Source organism: Natrinema pallidum (assembly GCF_005890195.1).
Classification (GTDB): domain Archaea; phylum Halobacteriota; class Halobacteria; order Halobacteriales; family Natrialbaceae; genus Natrinema; species Natrinema pallidum.
The window spans coordinates 1,357,055-1,372,350 of sequence record NZ_CP040637.1 but is presented as its reverse complement, the minus strand read 5'-3'; the positions used below and the strand labels follow the sequence as shown (position 1 = coordinate 1,372,350).

At 59.0% G+C, this 15,296-nt stretch carries 16 protein-coding genes and 1 pseudogene; 8 read left to right on the top strand and 9 right to left on the bottom strand.

What is annotated here, in order from left to right:
* Nucleotides 1-35: 35 nt before the first annotated feature.
* Together FGF80_RS06755 and glmS are read left to right on the top strand one after the other, a co-directional pair.
* Nucleotides 36-275: pseudogene (locus FGF80_RS06755) on the top strand (IS6 family transposase); the annotation flags it as partial.
* A 77-nt stretch (nucleotides 276-352) separates the two neighbouring features.
* Nucleotides 353-799 (top strand): methylaspartate mutase subunit S, encoded by a 447-nt coding sequence (gene glmS / locus FGF80_RS06750; protein WP_138652943.1) that lies wholly within the window; start codon nucleotides 353-355, stop codon nucleotides 797-799.
* 81 nt (nucleotides 800-880) lie between these two features.
* Here glmS and FGF80_RS06745 read toward each other — a convergent pair whose 3' ends face one another.
* The 3 genes from FGF80_RS06745 to FGF80_RS06735 form a co-directional block, all read right to left on the bottom strand.
* The gene (locus tag FGF80_RS06745; RefSeq protein WP_138652941.1) at nucleotides 881-1,315 is read right to left on the bottom strand and encodes a universal stress protein; all 435 of its coding nucleotides are present in this window, start codon (nucleotides 1,313-1,315) and stop codon (nucleotides 881-883) included.
* A 226-nt stretch (nucleotides 1,316-1,541) separates the two neighbouring features.
* Nucleotides 1,542-2,132, bottom strand: coding sequence for a 50S ribosomal protein L15e (locus tag FGF80_RS06740; protein WP_006185733.1), 591 nt, complete (start codon nucleotides 2,130-2,132; stop codon nucleotides 1,542-1,544).
* A 227-nt stretch (nucleotides 2,133-2,359) separates the two neighbouring features.
* Entirely contained in the window at nucleotides 2,360-2,890 is a 531-nt protein-coding gene (locus FGF80_RS06735) for a hypothetical protein (protein WP_138652939.1), read from the bottom strand.
* 118 nt (nucleotides 2,891-3,008) lie between these two features.
* Between FGF80_RS06735 and FGF80_RS06730 the strand changes: the two genes are divergently transcribed.
* The 3 genes from FGF80_RS06730 to FGF80_RS06720 all read left to right on the top strand — a co-directional run bounded on the left by FGF80_RS06730 (nucleotide 3,009) and on the right by FGF80_RS06720 (nucleotide 6,330).
* The gene (locus tag FGF80_RS06730; RefSeq protein WP_006185731.1) at nucleotides 3,009-3,890 is read left to right on the top strand and encodes a helix-turn-helix transcriptional regulator; all 882 of its coding nucleotides are present in this window, start codon (nucleotides 3,009-3,011) and stop codon (nucleotides 3,888-3,890) included.
* A gap of 178 nt (nucleotides 3,891-4,068) precedes the next feature.
* Entirely contained in the window at nucleotides 4,069-5,211 is a 1,143-nt protein-coding gene (locus FGF80_RS06725; protein WP_006185730.1) for an ABC transporter substrate-binding protein, read from the top strand.
* Nucleotides 5,212-5,217: 6 nt separating this feature from the next.
* The gene (locus FGF80_RS06720; RefSeq protein ID WP_138652937.1) at nucleotides 5,218-6,330 is read left to right on the top strand and encodes a FecCD family ABC transporter permease; all 1,113 of its coding nucleotides are present in this window, start codon (nucleotides 5,218-5,220) and stop codon (nucleotides 6,328-6,330) included.
* Between the two features lie 431 nt (nucleotides 6,331-6,761).
* Here FGF80_RS06720 and FGF80_RS06715 read toward each other — a convergent pair whose 3' ends face one another.
* The 4 genes from FGF80_RS06715 to FGF80_RS06700 all read right to left on the bottom strand — a co-directional run bounded on the left by FGF80_RS06715 (nucleotide 6,762) and on the right by FGF80_RS06700 (nucleotide 10,340).
* A complete protein-coding gene (locus tag FGF80_RS06715; protein WP_006185727.1) occupies nucleotides 6,762-7,670 on the bottom strand; it encodes a serine/threonine-protein kinase RIO2 in 909 nt (302 codons plus the stop codon).
* Between the two features lie 229 nt (nucleotides 7,671-7,899).
* The gene (locus FGF80_RS06710) at nucleotides 7,900-8,379 is read right to left on the bottom strand and encodes a GNAT family N-acetyltransferase (protein WP_238705355.1); all 480 of its coding nucleotides are present in this window, start codon (nucleotides 8,377-8,379) and stop codon (nucleotides 7,900-7,902) included.
* Between the two features lie 183 nt (nucleotides 8,380-8,562).
* Nucleotides 8,563-9,402, bottom strand: a complete 840-nt coding sequence (locus FGF80_RS06705; RefSeq protein ID WP_006185725.1) for an ABC transporter permease — start codon at nucleotides 9,400-9,402, stop codon at nucleotides 8,563-8,565.
* Nucleotides 9,399-10,340 carry an ABC transporter ATP-binding protein gene (locus tag FGF80_RS06700; RefSeq protein ID WP_138652935.1) on the bottom strand — a complete coding sequence of 314 codons (942 nt, stop codon included), beginning with the start codon at nucleotides 10,338-10,340 and terminating at the stop codon, nucleotides 9,399-9,401. Before FGF80_RS06700 ends, FGF80_RS06705 begins: the two co-directional genes overlap by 4 nt.
* A 295-nt stretch (nucleotides 10,341-10,635) precedes the next feature.
* Here FGF80_RS06700 and FGF80_RS06695 point away from each other — a divergent pair, with 295 nt between their 5' ends.
* Complete coding sequence (locus FGF80_RS06695) at nucleotides 10,636-11,178, top strand: hypothetical protein (protein WP_138652933.1); 543 nt, start codon at nucleotides 10,636-10,638, stop codon at nucleotides 11,176-11,178.
* Between the two features lie 726 nt (nucleotides 11,179-11,904).
* On the opposite strand, the gene FGF80_RS06690 is transcribed toward FGF80_RS06695, so the two are convergent.
* A complete protein-coding gene (locus tag FGF80_RS06690; RefSeq protein ID WP_138652932.1) occupies nucleotides 11,905-12,501 on the bottom strand; it encodes an IS6 family transposase in 597 nt (198 codons plus the stop codon).
* A 219-nt stretch (nucleotides 12,502-12,720) separates the two neighbouring features.
* Between FGF80_RS06690 and FGF80_RS06685 the strand changes: the two genes are divergently transcribed.
* A complete protein-coding gene (locus FGF80_RS06685; RefSeq protein WP_138652930.1) occupies nucleotides 12,721-13,557 on the top strand; it encodes a lipoate--protein ligase family protein in 837 nt (278 codons plus the stop codon).
* A 2-nt stretch (nucleotides 13,558-13,559) separates the two neighbouring features.
* On the opposite strand, the gene FGF80_RS06680 is transcribed toward FGF80_RS06685, so the two are convergent.
* Nucleotides 13,560-14,231: an HAD family hydrolase gene (locus FGF80_RS06680; RefSeq protein ID WP_049908079.1), complete on the bottom strand. Its 672-nt coding sequence runs from the start codon at nucleotides 14,229-14,231 to the stop codon at nucleotides 13,560-13,562.
* A 100-nt stretch (nucleotides 14,232-14,331) separates the two neighbouring features.
* On the opposite strand from FGF80_RS06680, the gene FGF80_RS06675 reads away from it, so the two are divergent.
* Nucleotides 14,332-15,216, top strand: a complete 885-nt coding sequence (locus FGF80_RS06675) for a deoxyribonuclease IV (RefSeq protein ID WP_138655488.1) — start codon at nucleotides 14,332-14,334, stop codon at nucleotides 15,214-15,216.
* The last annotated feature ends 80 nt before the right edge of the window (nucleotides 15,217-15,296 follow it).

The window sequence follows — 15,296 nt, the reverse complement described above, 5'->3', positions numbered from 1 at the left end:
GCGAACTCCGCAAAGCGATCACTGGCAAGACGATACACGATGTCGAAGACGCCGTGTTTCTCGTCGATGGCGCACAGCATCTCCAGACAGCACTCCGTCGACACGGACTCCGCTTTCGATACGAAGAACACGGAAATCGGAATGCTGTCGAGCGTATCTTTAGAGAGATAAAACGCCGTACCTCGTCGTTCTCAAACTGTTTTAGTCACGCTAACCCATCAACCGCAGAATCGTGGCTCCAAGCCTTCGCCGTCTGGCAGACTGCTACAAACTAAACACGACCCGTGCGAACGCCCATAAATTATTAATCATTAGGTTTATTGTGGTCCCCGCAGTGTGTGGTGGTACGCACATGACGCAGACAGTCATCCTCGGCGTGATCGGGTCCGACGCTCACGTCGTCGGGATTACCATCCTGGAACAGGCGCTGGAGGCAGCCGGATTCGACGTGGTCAACCTGGGGGTCCAGAGTTCCCAGGAGGAGTTCGTCGAAACCGCATCCGCCAACGACGCCGAGGCTGTACTCGTCTCCTCGCTCTACGGCCACGCCAAGCAGGACTGTGAGGGTTTCCACCGGCGGATCGCCGAGGCCGACCTCGACGTGACGACCTACATCGGCGGCAACCTCGCCGTCGGACAGGACGACTTCGAGGAAACGCGCGCGTTCTTCCGCGAAATGGGATTCGATCGGGTCTTCGACTCCGAGACCGATCCCGAGGAGGCCATCGATGCGCTGATGACCGATCTCGACATGCGCACGACCGAGAGCGAGCGGGAAAGCCAAGTCGTTTCGGCCTGAGCCGGTCGACCGGTTTCGTTTTACACGCCGTCGGTCCGTGGCCGTCGCGTTCGGGTCCGCAGCCGCCGTGCCACGGCCCCGCTAGCGAACGATCGTCACCGGCACCGGCGACCGCCGAGCAACCGTCTCCGCGACGCTCCCGAGGAGAATCCGACTCGCGCCCGTCCGGCCGTGACTGCCGACGACGATGTGATCGACCTCGTGTTCGGCAGCGTAGTCGACGATCGATCGCGAGACGCCGCCGATGACGTACTCCGTCTCGAGGTCGATACCGTGCTCGGCCGCCTGCTCGCGCGCCCCATCCAGAACGTCCGCAGCCCGATCCTGGTGGCGGCCTTCTATCTCATCGTAGTTTGCCACGGCGGTCCCCTCGACGCCGCTGACCGCGTAGAAATCGCCCGGATCGAGGACGTAGAGCGCGGTCATCGTCGCGTCCGGATACTCCGTACAGGCGAACTCGAGTGCCTCCGTCGACTGCGTCGAGTCGTCGACCGCGACGAGAACGTGGTTTGCCATGTCTCCCGATACGTCGGCCCCCGAAATAAGTCCACCTCCGAGTCCCACGGATCGGGGAGTTCCCCATCGCACGCGCGTTCGATCCCTCATGGACGACCAGCAACCGGTCTCTCGGCGGACTCGCAGCGATGGTCGTCGTCGTATCGGACTCGAGCGACCGGCAGTGCGTCCGCTCTCGAGCGGCATCGCGAAAAAATCGGCGTGAATCGGCTGCGGTGACGACGCGCTACTTCGCGCCGCTCTGGCCGCCCGAATTGGACGGTCGGACCTTCTCAGCGCCCTTGCCGCGGTTGTTGAGGCCACGGTTGGCCTTGCCGGCGTTGGTGAGGCCGCGGAACGCGCGGTTCGTGTGGTCGTCGTCGCAGATCCAACTGAGATCGTCGTCGTTCTCGATCGCGGGGTGGTTCGGATCGACGAGGATCGCTTCGAACCACTTCTGGGACCCGTCTTCACCGACCCAGTAGCTGTTGAGCACCCGCATGTTGGGGTACTTCCGGGAGACGCGTTCTTCGCCGATGCGCTGGATGTTCTTGCGCCGCCCGATGCGGTTGACACCCTGGCGCTTCGAGCGCCGACCGGCTTTGAAACGTTCCTTCCGGGCGGTCCCTTTGCGGACCGAAACCCGCACGACGACGATGCCCTGTTTGGCCTTGTAGCCGAGTTCGCGTGCCTTGTCGAGACGCGTCGGGCGATCGATCCGTTCGATCGCACCCTGGTCGCGCCACTCCTGTTTGCGCTGCCACTGCAGCTCCCCGAGCTTGCCGTCGTCGGGGTCCTTCCATGCGTCCTTGATGTGGGAATAGAAGCTTTCTGCCATCTGTATTCACCCGCGGGCGTTTCGTGGTTCAATCCCGACCGGAGCGCGTGCCCCGCGGATCACATCCCGACCTGTGACCGACCGTCGGACAGGTGCCCGCTGATGCCCGCGAACCAGCGAGTCTACTCACACTTCCCAACTCTCGAGTATAAGGGCTTCGAACTCCGAGAACGCCCGTGCCAGCGAGTCACGCGACTGTTCGATCGTCCGCGCTGGCGACCACCGGGTCATCGTATCGCGGCGAAATCGCGCACGCCGCGTGGCGTGATCCCGTTGACCGTCGCGAAGACGGCACCCAACACCAGTCCGTAGACGAGGTGACCGAGGCCGAACACGAGCGCGCTGACCAGTTCTCCGGTGGTTCCCGAGATCGGGAGGAACGGAACCGGAAGCGCCGCCACGTCGGCTCGCTCCATCGCAAGCGGGAACAGGACGCCGCCGGCGAAGAGTCCGAGGACCGACCCGAAGGCGAGTCCCATGATGACGTAATCGCTGAAGTCGTCTACCTGTTGCTGAACCGCCTCTCTCGAGGAGATGGCGGCGAACAGGAGCCCGAACGCGATGCTCAACATGAGGTGGATCGTCCACCCGACGCCGACCGCCGTGCCGGGATCGGTCGCGAGGCCGCCGAGGAGTTCGATCTGGTTACCGCCGAGGTGGAGGACAAGCCCCATCGCGATTCCGGCGATGAGTCCGCCGGTAACGCCGCCGCCCCAGACACCGACGCCGTCGAGTCTGTGCGTGTTGTTACCACTCATATAACGGGGTACGAACGCAAGGCGGATTAATTCCACCATCCGTCGGCCGCCGCGACAGTCTCCGGGGCAGAACGACAATCTTTAGGCTGGCCTAAATGATATGGTGGCAGGGGCGACGATGAGTGAGCACCACCTGTCGGCACCGACGACACAGGAGAGCGGTCGGTCGACGACCGAGGCCATCGAGGGAGCGGCGTTTCTCGCGCGGTCGGAACACAGGGTCCGCGTCCTCGGACTCCTCGCGGACGGACCACACACGCGCGAAGAACTCCTTACGGGAACCGACGTCACGCGAGTGACGCTCAGCCGGACGCTCGGCGATCTGGCCGACCGGGGCTGGATCGACCGACACCACGACGACGGGCGCTACGCGATCACGGACACAGGGGCGGCGGTGTACGACGATTTCAGTCGTCTCCTCGAGACGATCACCGTTGGGCAACGGTATCCGGACGTGATCGACGCGCTTCCGACGGACTGGTTCGATTTCGAACTCAGATGCCTCGCCGACAGTGATGTCGTCGCGACCGACGGCGCTGACCCGCTCGCTGGGATGCGGGTCGTGGCGAACGCGGTCGGCCGTGCGACGACCGTCCGCGCCATCGTCAGTTCGTTCACCACGCTTCCGATGTACGCCCACGCCGAATCCCTCCATACCGGGGATGCGCCCGACGCCACGGTCGTTTTCGACCGCGGCGCGACCGACGTCAGCCTCGAGAACCCGGACCTCGTCGACCGGTGGCAGATGATCGAGGCCGCGACGGAGCGACCCGTCTACTACAGCGCCGATCAACGGTTCCCGTGTAACGTCGATCTCATCGACGACGAGACGGTCTTCCTCTCGGTCAGCAACGGGGCGACCGGCGGCTTTCACGTCGTCAGGAGTACGCGTCCCGCAGTCGTCGACTGGGCGCGGGAACTGGCCACAGAGAAACGGGCGGAGGCGATCCCGCTCGAGCGACGACAGTCCGAAACCGAACCCGTGGGTCCGCGCACGTAGCAGCGCGGCCGGCTGGGCCGTTCGTTCGGTCGCTTTTTGTCGGCTGCGGCGTAGGGAGACGACCGGTTACGTTCTACCACACAACGACCGCGTCCGTTACAACCCGCGTTACGCGTAACACGGCGTGTAACGAGGAACGCACGAAATCACTAATGTGTTCTTAGGCGTACCTAAAAGCATGCCACGGAGACGAACGGTACTCGCCAGCGGTGCGAGTCTCGTTGCGGCGACCGTCGCAGGGTGTACAGGCGATCCAACCGCTGATAACGACGATTCGGGGACGGATACCGAGTCGTATACCGTGACCGTCGAACCGAACTTTCGACATACGTTCGATTCGGTGCCGGAATCGTACACCGCGATTCCGAGCGTCTGGCTCGATATCGGGATGGCGTTCGGTATCGAGCCCGCCGCCGTCGCGAGTTTCGACCGGGCTCCGTTGAAGTACTACGAGTTGCTGCCCGACGTCTCCCTTGATACGGACGCGGTCACGCTGCTCGCGGGCGGTGCCGAAGAGGGCTACGACAAAGAGAACTTCTACGCCGCCGATGCCGACGTCAACCTCATCGACCCGCGGGCGCTGAAGTTCTACGCCGACTGGAGCGACGACGACATCGCGGAGATCGAATCGGCAACCGGCCCGTTCCTCGGGACGACGATCCGGTTCCAGTCCGATTCCCTGACCGACGGCGAGGAGCCGCCCTACGATCTCTACGGTGCGTTCGAGCAGGCCGCACGGATCTTCCAGCGGCAGGCTCAGTTCGACGCGTGGCAGTCGTTCTACGATGACTTCATCGAGGGGATTCGATCGGAACTGCCACCCGAAGACGAGCGCCCGTCGGTCGCCGCGATCTGGCGCGGCGTCAACCCCGAGTCCGGGCAGTTCCGCATCGCCGAAATCGATGCGATGGCGAACAACACCAGAACGTACCGCGAACTCGGCCTTCGGGACGCCTTCCAGGGACGGATTCCCGACGGCCCCATCGGCTACGAGGAACTCCTCGATGTCGACCCCGACTACATCGGTGCTGTCGGTGGACTCACGTCCCTGACACACGAGGAGTTCGTCTCGACGGCCGTCGAACCGTTCGAGAACGATTCGAACGGACAGCAGTTGACCGCCGTTCAGAACGGAAACCTGGTCCGAACCGGTGGGCAGTACATGGGCCCGATCGTCGACCTCTATTCGACCGAGGCCCTCGCGAAGCAAGTCTTCCCCGACCGGTTCGGTGCGTGGCCAGGTGCGGTCGCCGACGTGCCCGAGGACGAACGGCTCTTCGACCGCGAGTCCCTCGCGGCCATCATTAACGGGGAGTTCTGACGGCTGATGGCAGGCTCATCGGCGACTCACGACACCGAATCCGACCGCTCGAGCGCCGCGTGGATCGATCCCGGACTGGTCTCGGTGATCCTCGGAAGTCTCGGCGTCCTCCTCGCCGCCACGCTCCTGCAAGTGAGCTTCGGCGCGTACCCGCTGACATTAGGCGAGGCGTGGCGAACCGTGTTCGATCCACAGGTCGTCTTCCACCTCGGCGTCTGGCGAGCGTTCCTCCTCGGTGGTGAGATCCCCGACTGGCTCACGACCCGCCAACTCATCGTCTGGAATATCCGCCTCCCGCGGATCCTCGTGGGGATTCTCGTCGGTGCGAACCTCGCGATTTCGGGTGCGATCTTCCAGATCGTGACCCGAAACGAACTCGCAAGCCCCTATATCCTGGGGATCAGCGACGGAGCCGGCCTCGTCGTCCTGCTGACGTTGACGGCCTTCTCGGGACTTCTGCCGTGGCTCCCGGTGCTGGCGGCCATGGGCGGAGCCGGTGCCTTTCTCATCGTGTACGTCATCGCGTGGAAAAACGGCACCAGTCCGGTCCGGCTCGTCCTCGCCGGCGTGATCGTCGGCTCCGTGTTCGGCTCCGTCCAGCGCGCCCTGTTCTTCTTTATCGACGATCTCGGGATCGCGATGGCGGCTCAGACGTGGCTCTCGGGATCGCTGCTTGGAACCGACTGGGAGCAGGTACGGATCGCGCTTCCGTTTACGATACTCGCGCTCGTGTTGGCCCTCGCGGTCACCCGCCAGCTCGATATCCTCCTGCTCGGGGAGCAGACCGCCAAATCGCTCGGCATGTCGGTCGAACGAGTCCGCTTTCTCGTCGCCGGCATCGCGATCCTGGCGACGGCCGCCGCGATCGCCGTCGCCGGCCTCGTTAGCTTCGTCGGCCTGATCGTCCCACACATGGTCCGAAACATCGTTGGCGGGGACACCAAACGACTCCTCGTCGGCTGCCTGTTCGTCGGCCCGGCCCTGCTCGTCGGTGCGGACGTGGGCGCGCGCCTCGCGTTGAATCCCGTCCAGTTACCGGTCGGGATCATCACCGGTCTCCTCGGCGGCCCGTACTTCCTCTATCTGATGCGCAAACGGGAGCACATCGGCGAGATCTAGGGTCTCGAGCGATCGCTGCTCTCGTCGCCGCCCCCTCGCTCCTCTCGCGGTCCCGTCCGTGCCGGAACCGGTCCGTCACGAGTATCGCATCAGGTCCGTTCCACTGGTCCCGGTGCTCAGTCACTCTGCCCTATCCAGGCGGTGACTCTCGATACCGAATCGATGAACCACTGCTGATCGGCCCTTCTCTATCACGGGACTGCAGTTCACTCACCGCGGCAACGCCCCGATAGAGTGAAGCCCAGGGGAGAGCACTGCGTTGGTAGCACCGAGTCCTGTTTTGATATAGCAATAATTGATTTATTTTATATGATCGACCGATCAGTCGGCCGAGATCGGGACAGCTACCGTACCAGGCGAACCGCTCGCCGTAGAGAACCGGCTCAAAACACCACCAAATCGAGCCCCTACCGACTCGAGCGGGCCTGCCCTCACACGTAGCGCTCGAGCGACTCGAACGCCTCGTTCTCGATGGCCCGGGCGAGAGCGTCGCTCGCGAGGGCGTCGGGGACGTGCTGGGGGTACTTCCGCCGGAAGTAGCCCACGATGTTTGTCAGATCACGGCGCAGGAACTCGCTGGCGTTCTCGTGATCCGTCGGCACGGCTTGGGGCCAGTCAAAGATCGTCACTCCCGCCTCGTTGACGAAGACGTTGTACTCGCTCATGTCCGCGTGGACGTACCCGTCCGCGTACGCGTGTGCGATCTCGGAAACTAACAATTCGAGGACGCCGAGCACCTGCTCGTCCTCGAGGCGGGTCCGGGAGAGTTCGACGCCGTCCATCTTCTCCATGACGATGGCGTGGCGGTTCTGGCCGATCGGCTGGGGGACCGCGACGTCAGGATAGAGTTCCTTGAGGATGTCGTGCTCGCGTTCGGCGGCCTTCCGTGCGGTGTACATCCAGGAGACGTGGTCGTTGTCCGAAGTGTAATCGCGTTCCTTGTGGACCTCCCGGAAGTTCGTATACCCCTCGCGGTGATACTTCAGCGCGAGTGGTTTGTAGGATTTGACCTCGTAGACGTCGCTTTCCTTCCCGACGCCCAGCGGCGAACCGAACTCGGAGATCGTATCCTGCTCGACGAGCGCTCGCAAGGCGAGAACGTCGTACCCCTCGAACTGGAGGGTGTAGCCCTCGTACTGGATCGTCTTCTTCTCGACTAACCCGCGTTTGAGACAGCGCTCGAGTCGGTAGTCGACCTCCTCCTCGGTCAAGTTGGCGAATTTCGGGAGCTTCTCGCGTTGGACCCACTCGGAGAATCGCATCCCCTGTTCGACCCCCGAGAGGAGATAGAAGTCTTCCTCGTCGAGGTCCGGGAGCAATCCGGCGACGTTTCGCACCATAGGGGTAGTAGCCGGCGGGTACGTAAAAACGGCGTGACGAACGGTCATCAGGACGTCGAACGCGGAAAACACGTGCCGTCCGTGGCCTGTGATGCCGAAGTCGTCATTCCCCGACTGTACGACTGAAAGGGATAAATCCCATGCCGATATATACATTGTGCCGTGGTGTGGCAGTAGACGACCTACTTTCGTTTGCGGCACGTGACGGTCCGACTCGCGGTCGACGAACTCAGAGCTCCAGCGTGTAAATACGGGTCGGATACGAATCGCCACCGAGTTCGTAGCTACTAGTATCCGTTTTCTCGAACCCACGAGCCTCGTAAAAGCGCTTGCCGACCTCGTTGTCGGACAGAACCTCGAGCCGAAGCCGTGTGATCTGATCCGGGAGCGTCTCGAGTCCCTGCTCGAGGAGCGCGGTCCCCGTTCCTCGTCCCCAGTAGTCCGGGTCGACGTAAATCGCTTTCAACTCGGCGTCGTTTGTCTCCACGAACGGTTTCGTCACCGATGCCCCCCATCGGAAATCCGCGAACCCTCGGACGACGTCGTCCGTATCCACTGCAATCACGACCCCGTCACGATTGTCCCAGAGTCGTTCGACCCACCGATCGACTTCCTCATCGGTCGGGTCGACTGTCTGTGCCTGTAATACGTGCTCCGGGAGCAGTCCCGCGTACGCTTCACGCCATGACAATCCGTGGGCTCTAATCACGCCCCTGACCTCCACTCGAGAGTCTACCCTTCTAATATCCATAACGAGATCTATTATAACCAATAAAAATAATATTTGTATTGAATTATTATCCGTGTTTAGTTAAGCGTGAAGTTTTAATGTACGCTACCCGACGAGCGGTCACTCTCGCCGAGACAGTGATAATTATCGTTAGTCAACATCTCAGCTTATGTCGGCATCGCGGAAGCGGTAGTATCCAACAACGAGTGGAACGATGATCCATCCACAGAGAATGACGGGCATAAATTCCGCTTGAACATAGAACGGGGCGTCAGCAGGAGGTGGTGTAGTTGATGATCCTTCGATATTGAACACACTTAAGCCCCGCATGAGGGCCTGGCTCGGTACTAAATGTGATATGAACTGATAGAGAACAGGCGCTTCTGCGAAGCCAAGCAGATCAGCATGAAGTGCCCGAACAATGGAACCAGGCGACCTAAGGAGCGATAGAATGTTCATGACGAAATACAGTCCAAATCCAACCGCTGCTGCACGTGCTTTCGTGGAGACTGATGCGGAAACTCCAATAGCAACTGCCACGTAGGCGACAGCATAGAGGGACAGCAGACCGAACATCACGAGGTACGGAGTAATTGGGAAAACAGGATAGAAAACCAGTAGAAATCCAGCGACGACGACGAACGCACCAACGATACCAGACACAATCACGAGACCTCGGCTGAGGAACTTCCCAAGGATGACATCCAACCGTGTGTTCGGCAACCCAAGTAAGAACTTGGCACTCCCCATCTCCATCTCACCCGCAATAGAAAGATACGCTGCAACAAGCGCAACCAATGGAACGAGCAATCCGCCAACAAATACAACTGATCCCAGTGTTTGAATCACTCCTTTGCGAACCGTATCATAATATTCCCACTGATCCGTGTTACTATACATCACCAGCCCAGCAAATCCAGAATAGATGAACAGGACGAGCCAGATGACCTTCGACCGACGAACATCAAGGAAGTCCTTTCGAGCAACTTCGACGGTGTTCATTGAGCCACCTCCGCAGTCGGATGCCCATCATCGGCCGTCAGATTATCCGTGTATTTGTTGAACAATACTTCTAGCGATGATTTCTCGGAAATAATGTCTGAGATTGTCGCACGCTGATCAATATGCCGAACCACATCAGCCTTCACAGTAGCATTATGACAATCGACGCGGATCTCCGTTCCATCAACTGTAACTTTTCGAACACCGTCAACATGTCGGAGGCCAATATTATCCGGGACCTCCTCGAGGGTAAGGACGATACGTGCTGTGTCCCGAACCTGGTCTCGAAGTGTATCAATACTGTCAAGGGCAACTAATTGACCGTCAGACATAATTCCCACGCGGTCACAGACCGCTTCAACCTCGGGAAGCACATGACTCGAAAAGACGACCGTCGTCCCGTTTGCGGCCGCTTTGCGAATCGTGTTTCGCATCTCTTGAATTCCTGCTGGATCAAGGCCGGACGATGGTTCGTCCAATACGAGAAGATCAGGGTCGCCAACGAGTGCCATTCCAAACGCGAGCCGTTGACGCATACCCTTCGAGAAACCACCGACACGACGATCCGCTACGTCATTAATACCAACTCGTTCAAGGATACTGTGGGGAGTTGTCTCTCCATTCTTTGTCCGGATGACCCACTCGATGTGTTCACGGGCAGTCAATCGGTCATAGAGGCTATATCCTTCCGGAAGAATACCGATCCGGTTTCGGGTTGATGCGAAGTCTCGTTGAACGTCTTGATCAAGAACGGTGGCATGGCCAGCCGAAGGAGTGACAAACCCAAGGAGAATATTAATTACTGTGGATTTCCCAGCACCATTCGGGCCAAGAAGTCCGAATATTTCCCCTTCATTAATACTGAAGCTGAGATCATCAACCGCGACGATTCCACCCGAAAACTCTTTTCGAAGGTTTTGTGTCTCAACGACTTCCATATCACGTATAGAATGTTAGTAGTAAAAAATTCCCGGTTGATAACCATCTAACCACCATTATGTAGGTTATTTTAGACAGGTTGCATTTCGCGCGAATCAAATATAAAATAAATCATCAGTGAGTGGGTTACTACGTAGGCACCCTCTCACTTTCTGGATAGCATCTGTAAAACAGCACCTGCCTTTGGTATGAGTGATTGATCGTGTTTTGAATTACTTCTCGTAAATTAATTAATTTTTAGTGGTTAATGCAAAGAAACAATCCCCCGTTTGATTAGATGGTGTTTCAAACACTATGAATGGGAACTCCAACGAAAACGAAAATAATGAGTACCTCAACGCGGCGAATTCTCGCCGCGGCATGCTCAAACTCAGTGGCACTACCCTTGCAACTACCATCGGTCTTTCTGGTGTCGGTTCAGTCGGTGCAAGTGAAGATTCCCTCAATACTTCGTTCAATGCAGACGATCGTCAGGCTGCAATCCGGTTCGGACAGAAACTCTACGATCTTGACGAGCCAATGCCTGTCTGGGACTCGCTCTCGGATGCACAGCAGAAAACCCTCGCTGATTTGATGACAGATATCACAGTCGAGCATCAAGTGTTCCGTGAGCCTACGGTTGAGACGGAAACGATTACCCCTTCTCATTCCAACAGGCAGACGAAATCACGGGGAAAGCAGTCGGCAAAAGTGCGATTGGAACGGAATATACTTTCAGCCACACTGTTTCCTGGGCATACGACGAGAGTGCAGGCGAGTACAAAGATATTTCGTCAACGACTGACCACACTACGGGAGGACTCTTCGCAAACTTCGAAGGCAAGAGTTTCGATCTAGACAAGTACGATACGTACTTCGTCAAGACTGCTTACGGTGATTTCGTCCTCGAACCTGGGATTGAGGTTAATCACGTCACCGCAAAAGTCGCCATCAAAGGTAATACGGATGGCACTGGGAGCGTCTACGACAAGGACGCGCCGACGTAGTCGAAATCAAAGTATCCGTGGCTTTTTTTAGGTTTGGAACCCTACTGTACATAGGAGGTCTGAATAAAAGTGCTTCTATCAGTACGTTGTCATCAATTCTTGGTCCTTGCTTTTGCTGGTCTTCTAATTGCCTGTGCAGGGTGTTCTGGAATCATATTAAACGAGCCTGATAGTAGCCGACTCGACATTCAAGTACATGACCCTGAAAACTCGTACAAAATTAATGTCGTAGTATCACACTCTTCGAATGATGAATCGGCGTACCAGAACGAGTTCACAGTCGGTGGATCTGAAGGTGTGACGAAAATCGCGATCGTTGACTCCGGGAACTATACTTATAAGGTGACATCTGTCTCTGGAAATCAGTCTAGAACCACGCTAACAAGTTCCGGCAAATGGATCGTCTCAGACGATACCACAGACACGCTTCATATCAATATTACAGAAACCGGTAATCTGTCGGTCTCAACAGCACGCTGACAGTCCCATTTGCTCGTTACGATCTTAATTAAGTGTTCTTGGAAGAAAGCGACGTTTCGGCTGTTATTACTCCTATAGTGGTGTGAATAGGTAGTGTTCAGATAAGCTGATTCCATGCGAAGTTGAACGATCTGAGCCAGTCGTCGGCAGTTTCTGCTTCGGCATTGCTAAAGCAGTTTGAGAAACAGAAAGTTCGTCGCTTTATCTCTCTAAAGACACGTTCGACAGCATTCCGATTTCCGTGTTTTTCGTATCGAAATCGGAGTCCGTGTCGACGGAGCGCTGTCTGGAGATGCTGTGCGCCATCGACGAGAAACACAGCGTCTTCGACATCGTATTTCTCCGTGAGTTCTTGCAGAAACCGTTCAGTCAACGCGATCGTAGTCGTCAAGAACAGCCGTATATGGAGGATCTTGTTCGTTTCAGGATCGACTGCAGCGTACAGCCAATATTGGTGCTCGTCAATCCGAATCACGGTTTCGTCAATCGCAACGTGATTCGGAGTCACGTCAGTTGCTGGCTGTAGATTGGCTTTCTGTACCCAATCGTGCACAGCCTTGCGCGATCGCTCGACACCGAACTTCTCGAGTTCTCGAACGGTATTCGAAAGCAATAATCCTGCAAGATGGAGTCGAATACCGACCTCCATCAGCCGATGCGGTGTCCGTTCTCGCTCCACAACAGTCAAATTAATCCAGTCGCTACAACCTTAACTAGACACGGCCCGAGCGAACGGCGAACGTCCTAGCAGGCGTCGCCGTCCGCCTCCATCAGACTTATTGTTGAGAGTAGAATACAGTAGAAGAATCAATGCGGTCAGATTGTTTTTTACCACAATGTCGTGGTGTCTTTGGTATCCCATCCTCAGATGTATAACAGAACCATTTTCCCCCTCATCGGTGTGTACTCAATCATGACCGTCATTACCGATCAACATTGGCGGCTGATTCGAGACGATGCCCGCGATGGAGCGATGCAGATGGCGCTCGAGGAGATCGCCGCTCGAGCGGCGCTCGAGGACGGCGTTCGAACCGTCCGCACGTACGCTTGGGAGCCGAGCACGCTCTCGCTGGGGTATCGCCAGGACGCCGACACGGTCAACTGGGAGTTCTGCGAACGGGAGGGGATCGACGTCACGCGCCGACAGACCGGCGGTGGCGGAATCTATCACGACCGCCACGCCGATATTTCGTATACGATCGTCGCGCCCGCCGACGAGGTCCCGGGGGACCTGATGGACTGTTACGAACTGTTCTGCGAGCCGATTCTCGAGGCGTTCGACCGGATGGGCGTTGACGCCGCCTTCGCGTCGGCCGAGCAGGACGCCATCTACCGGCCGTCATGCTATCTGCGGGATATCAATCCGGCCCATGACATCGTCGCGCCGGCGGACGCGGGCGCTGACGCCGAGAAGATCAGCGGCAACGCGCAGTATCGCCAGCGCGATGTCGTTATCCAGCACGGATCGATCAGTTACGCCCTCGAGCCGCGGACACACGTCGGCGTCTTCGACGCGGATATAGACGAATCGACGTTCACCGATCGAGTGACCAGTATCCGCGGGGAGGCGGGGATCGACCGCGAGGAGGCGGTCGAGACGATCGCGGGAGCGCTCCGGGACTGGTGTGGTGCGGACGACGCGACGTGGCGGGACGATGAACTCGAGGCCGCTCGCGACCTTGCCGACCGTAAGTACGGGTCCGACGCCTGGGTTCGGAATCGGGAGGTGCTCGAGGCCGGCGACCACTGAGGTCAGTCCGAGCGACCGTCGACGATTCGAACGATCTCGCGGAGGGTTGCTCCCTCGTAGGTCGGGGTCACCGAAAGGGACGCGTCGCGACAGTGTGCTCGCCGAACGAACGCCGAATCGATCCCTGCTCGGTCGGCCGCGATCACGTCGCTTTCGCTATCGCCGACGTAGAGCGCCGATTCGGCGTCGAGATCGGCCAGGGCCCGCTCGAGATAGTGCGGGTTCGGTTTCTTCAGGCGGAGGCTTTCGACGGTCTTCTCGCGGCCGTAGTACGTGGCAAACAGCGGGCGAAGTCCGAAGAACTCCAGCACGAACGCGACCGTGCTGTGGTGGTTGTTGCTGACGACGCCACAGGGTTGGGAGAGATCGGTAATGCAGGCGACGTCGTCGTAGCAGCCTCGCGCTCCCGATTCGAACGCCTCGAGTTGCGAGCGTTCGTCGAGACGTTCGCGCGCTTCCCAGAACGGCTCCGGATCGAGCCCGCAGGCGTTGCAGAGTGCCTCGAGCTCGTCGACGGTCACGCCGGCGACGATCGCGTTCAGGTACTGCTCGTCGATATCGGCAACTCCCACCTCTCGGAACGCGGCCCGCGTCGCTTCGCGTTGTGTCTCGGCTGCGGGCGGAGCGACGAGGATGCCGTCATTGTCGAAGAGAACGGCCTCGTATTCCGTCACGTGGTTCACGTACTCCGGACAGTCAGTTGATTATTCCGGTCGGCGGCCGATCCGCTCCGGTATATCTATCACGGCCCGGTACTGACGAAAATCTATGACGATGAAGGTCGGTGCACACGTTTCGATCTCCGGGTCGCGCGTCTCGTCCGACGAGGAAACACCGCCGTACGACGACCTCCGTAACGCGGTTCATCGCCAACTCGCTTTCGGCGGCAACTGCGGGCAAATATTCACTACCTCGCCGCAGGTCTGGGCCCAGCCCGAGATCAGCGACGAGGCCGCGGCGGGCTTTCGCGAGGAGAGCGACGCGAAACTCGAGGGGCCGTGGGTCATCCACTCGGCCTATCTCGTCAATCTCTGTACGCCGAAAGACGACCTCCGTCGGAAGTCCAAGGAAAGCATGCAGGCCGAACTCGACGCCGCCGCCAAACTCGGTATACCATACGTGAACGTCCACCTGGGCGCACACACGGGCGCGGGCGTGGAAGGCGGACTGGACAACGCCGCGAGCCTGATCGACGAACTCGAGGTGCCCGACGACGTGCAGCTCCTCATCGAGTCCGACGCGGGCAGCGGGACGAAGCTCGGCGGCGAGTTCGCACATCTCGGCGGGATCATCGACCGTACCGAGACCGAGATCGGCATCTGTATCGACACCGCTCACACGCTCGTCGCGGGCAACGATCTCACGACGCCCGAGGCGGTCGACGAGACGGTCGGCCGCTTCGACGACGAGGTCGGGCTGGAGCACCTGAAATACATCCATCTCAACGACTCGAAACACGATGTCGGGACCCACAAGGACGAACACGCCCACATCGGTGAGGGATACATCGGCGAGGACGGCATGAAAGCGATCGTCAACCACCCCGACCTGCGGGACCTACCGTTCGCGCTCGAGACGCCGACCGAGGATGGCCGGGGCTTCGCGTGGAACATCGAGACGGTCACCGACCTCCGGCAGGCGGAGCCGGTGCAACCGTAACGAGGGGCGGTACGGCGACGCTGCCGTTTGCGACGCCCACACAGGAACGCGGGCACTGACTCGCGCCGTCTCGAGGCGCG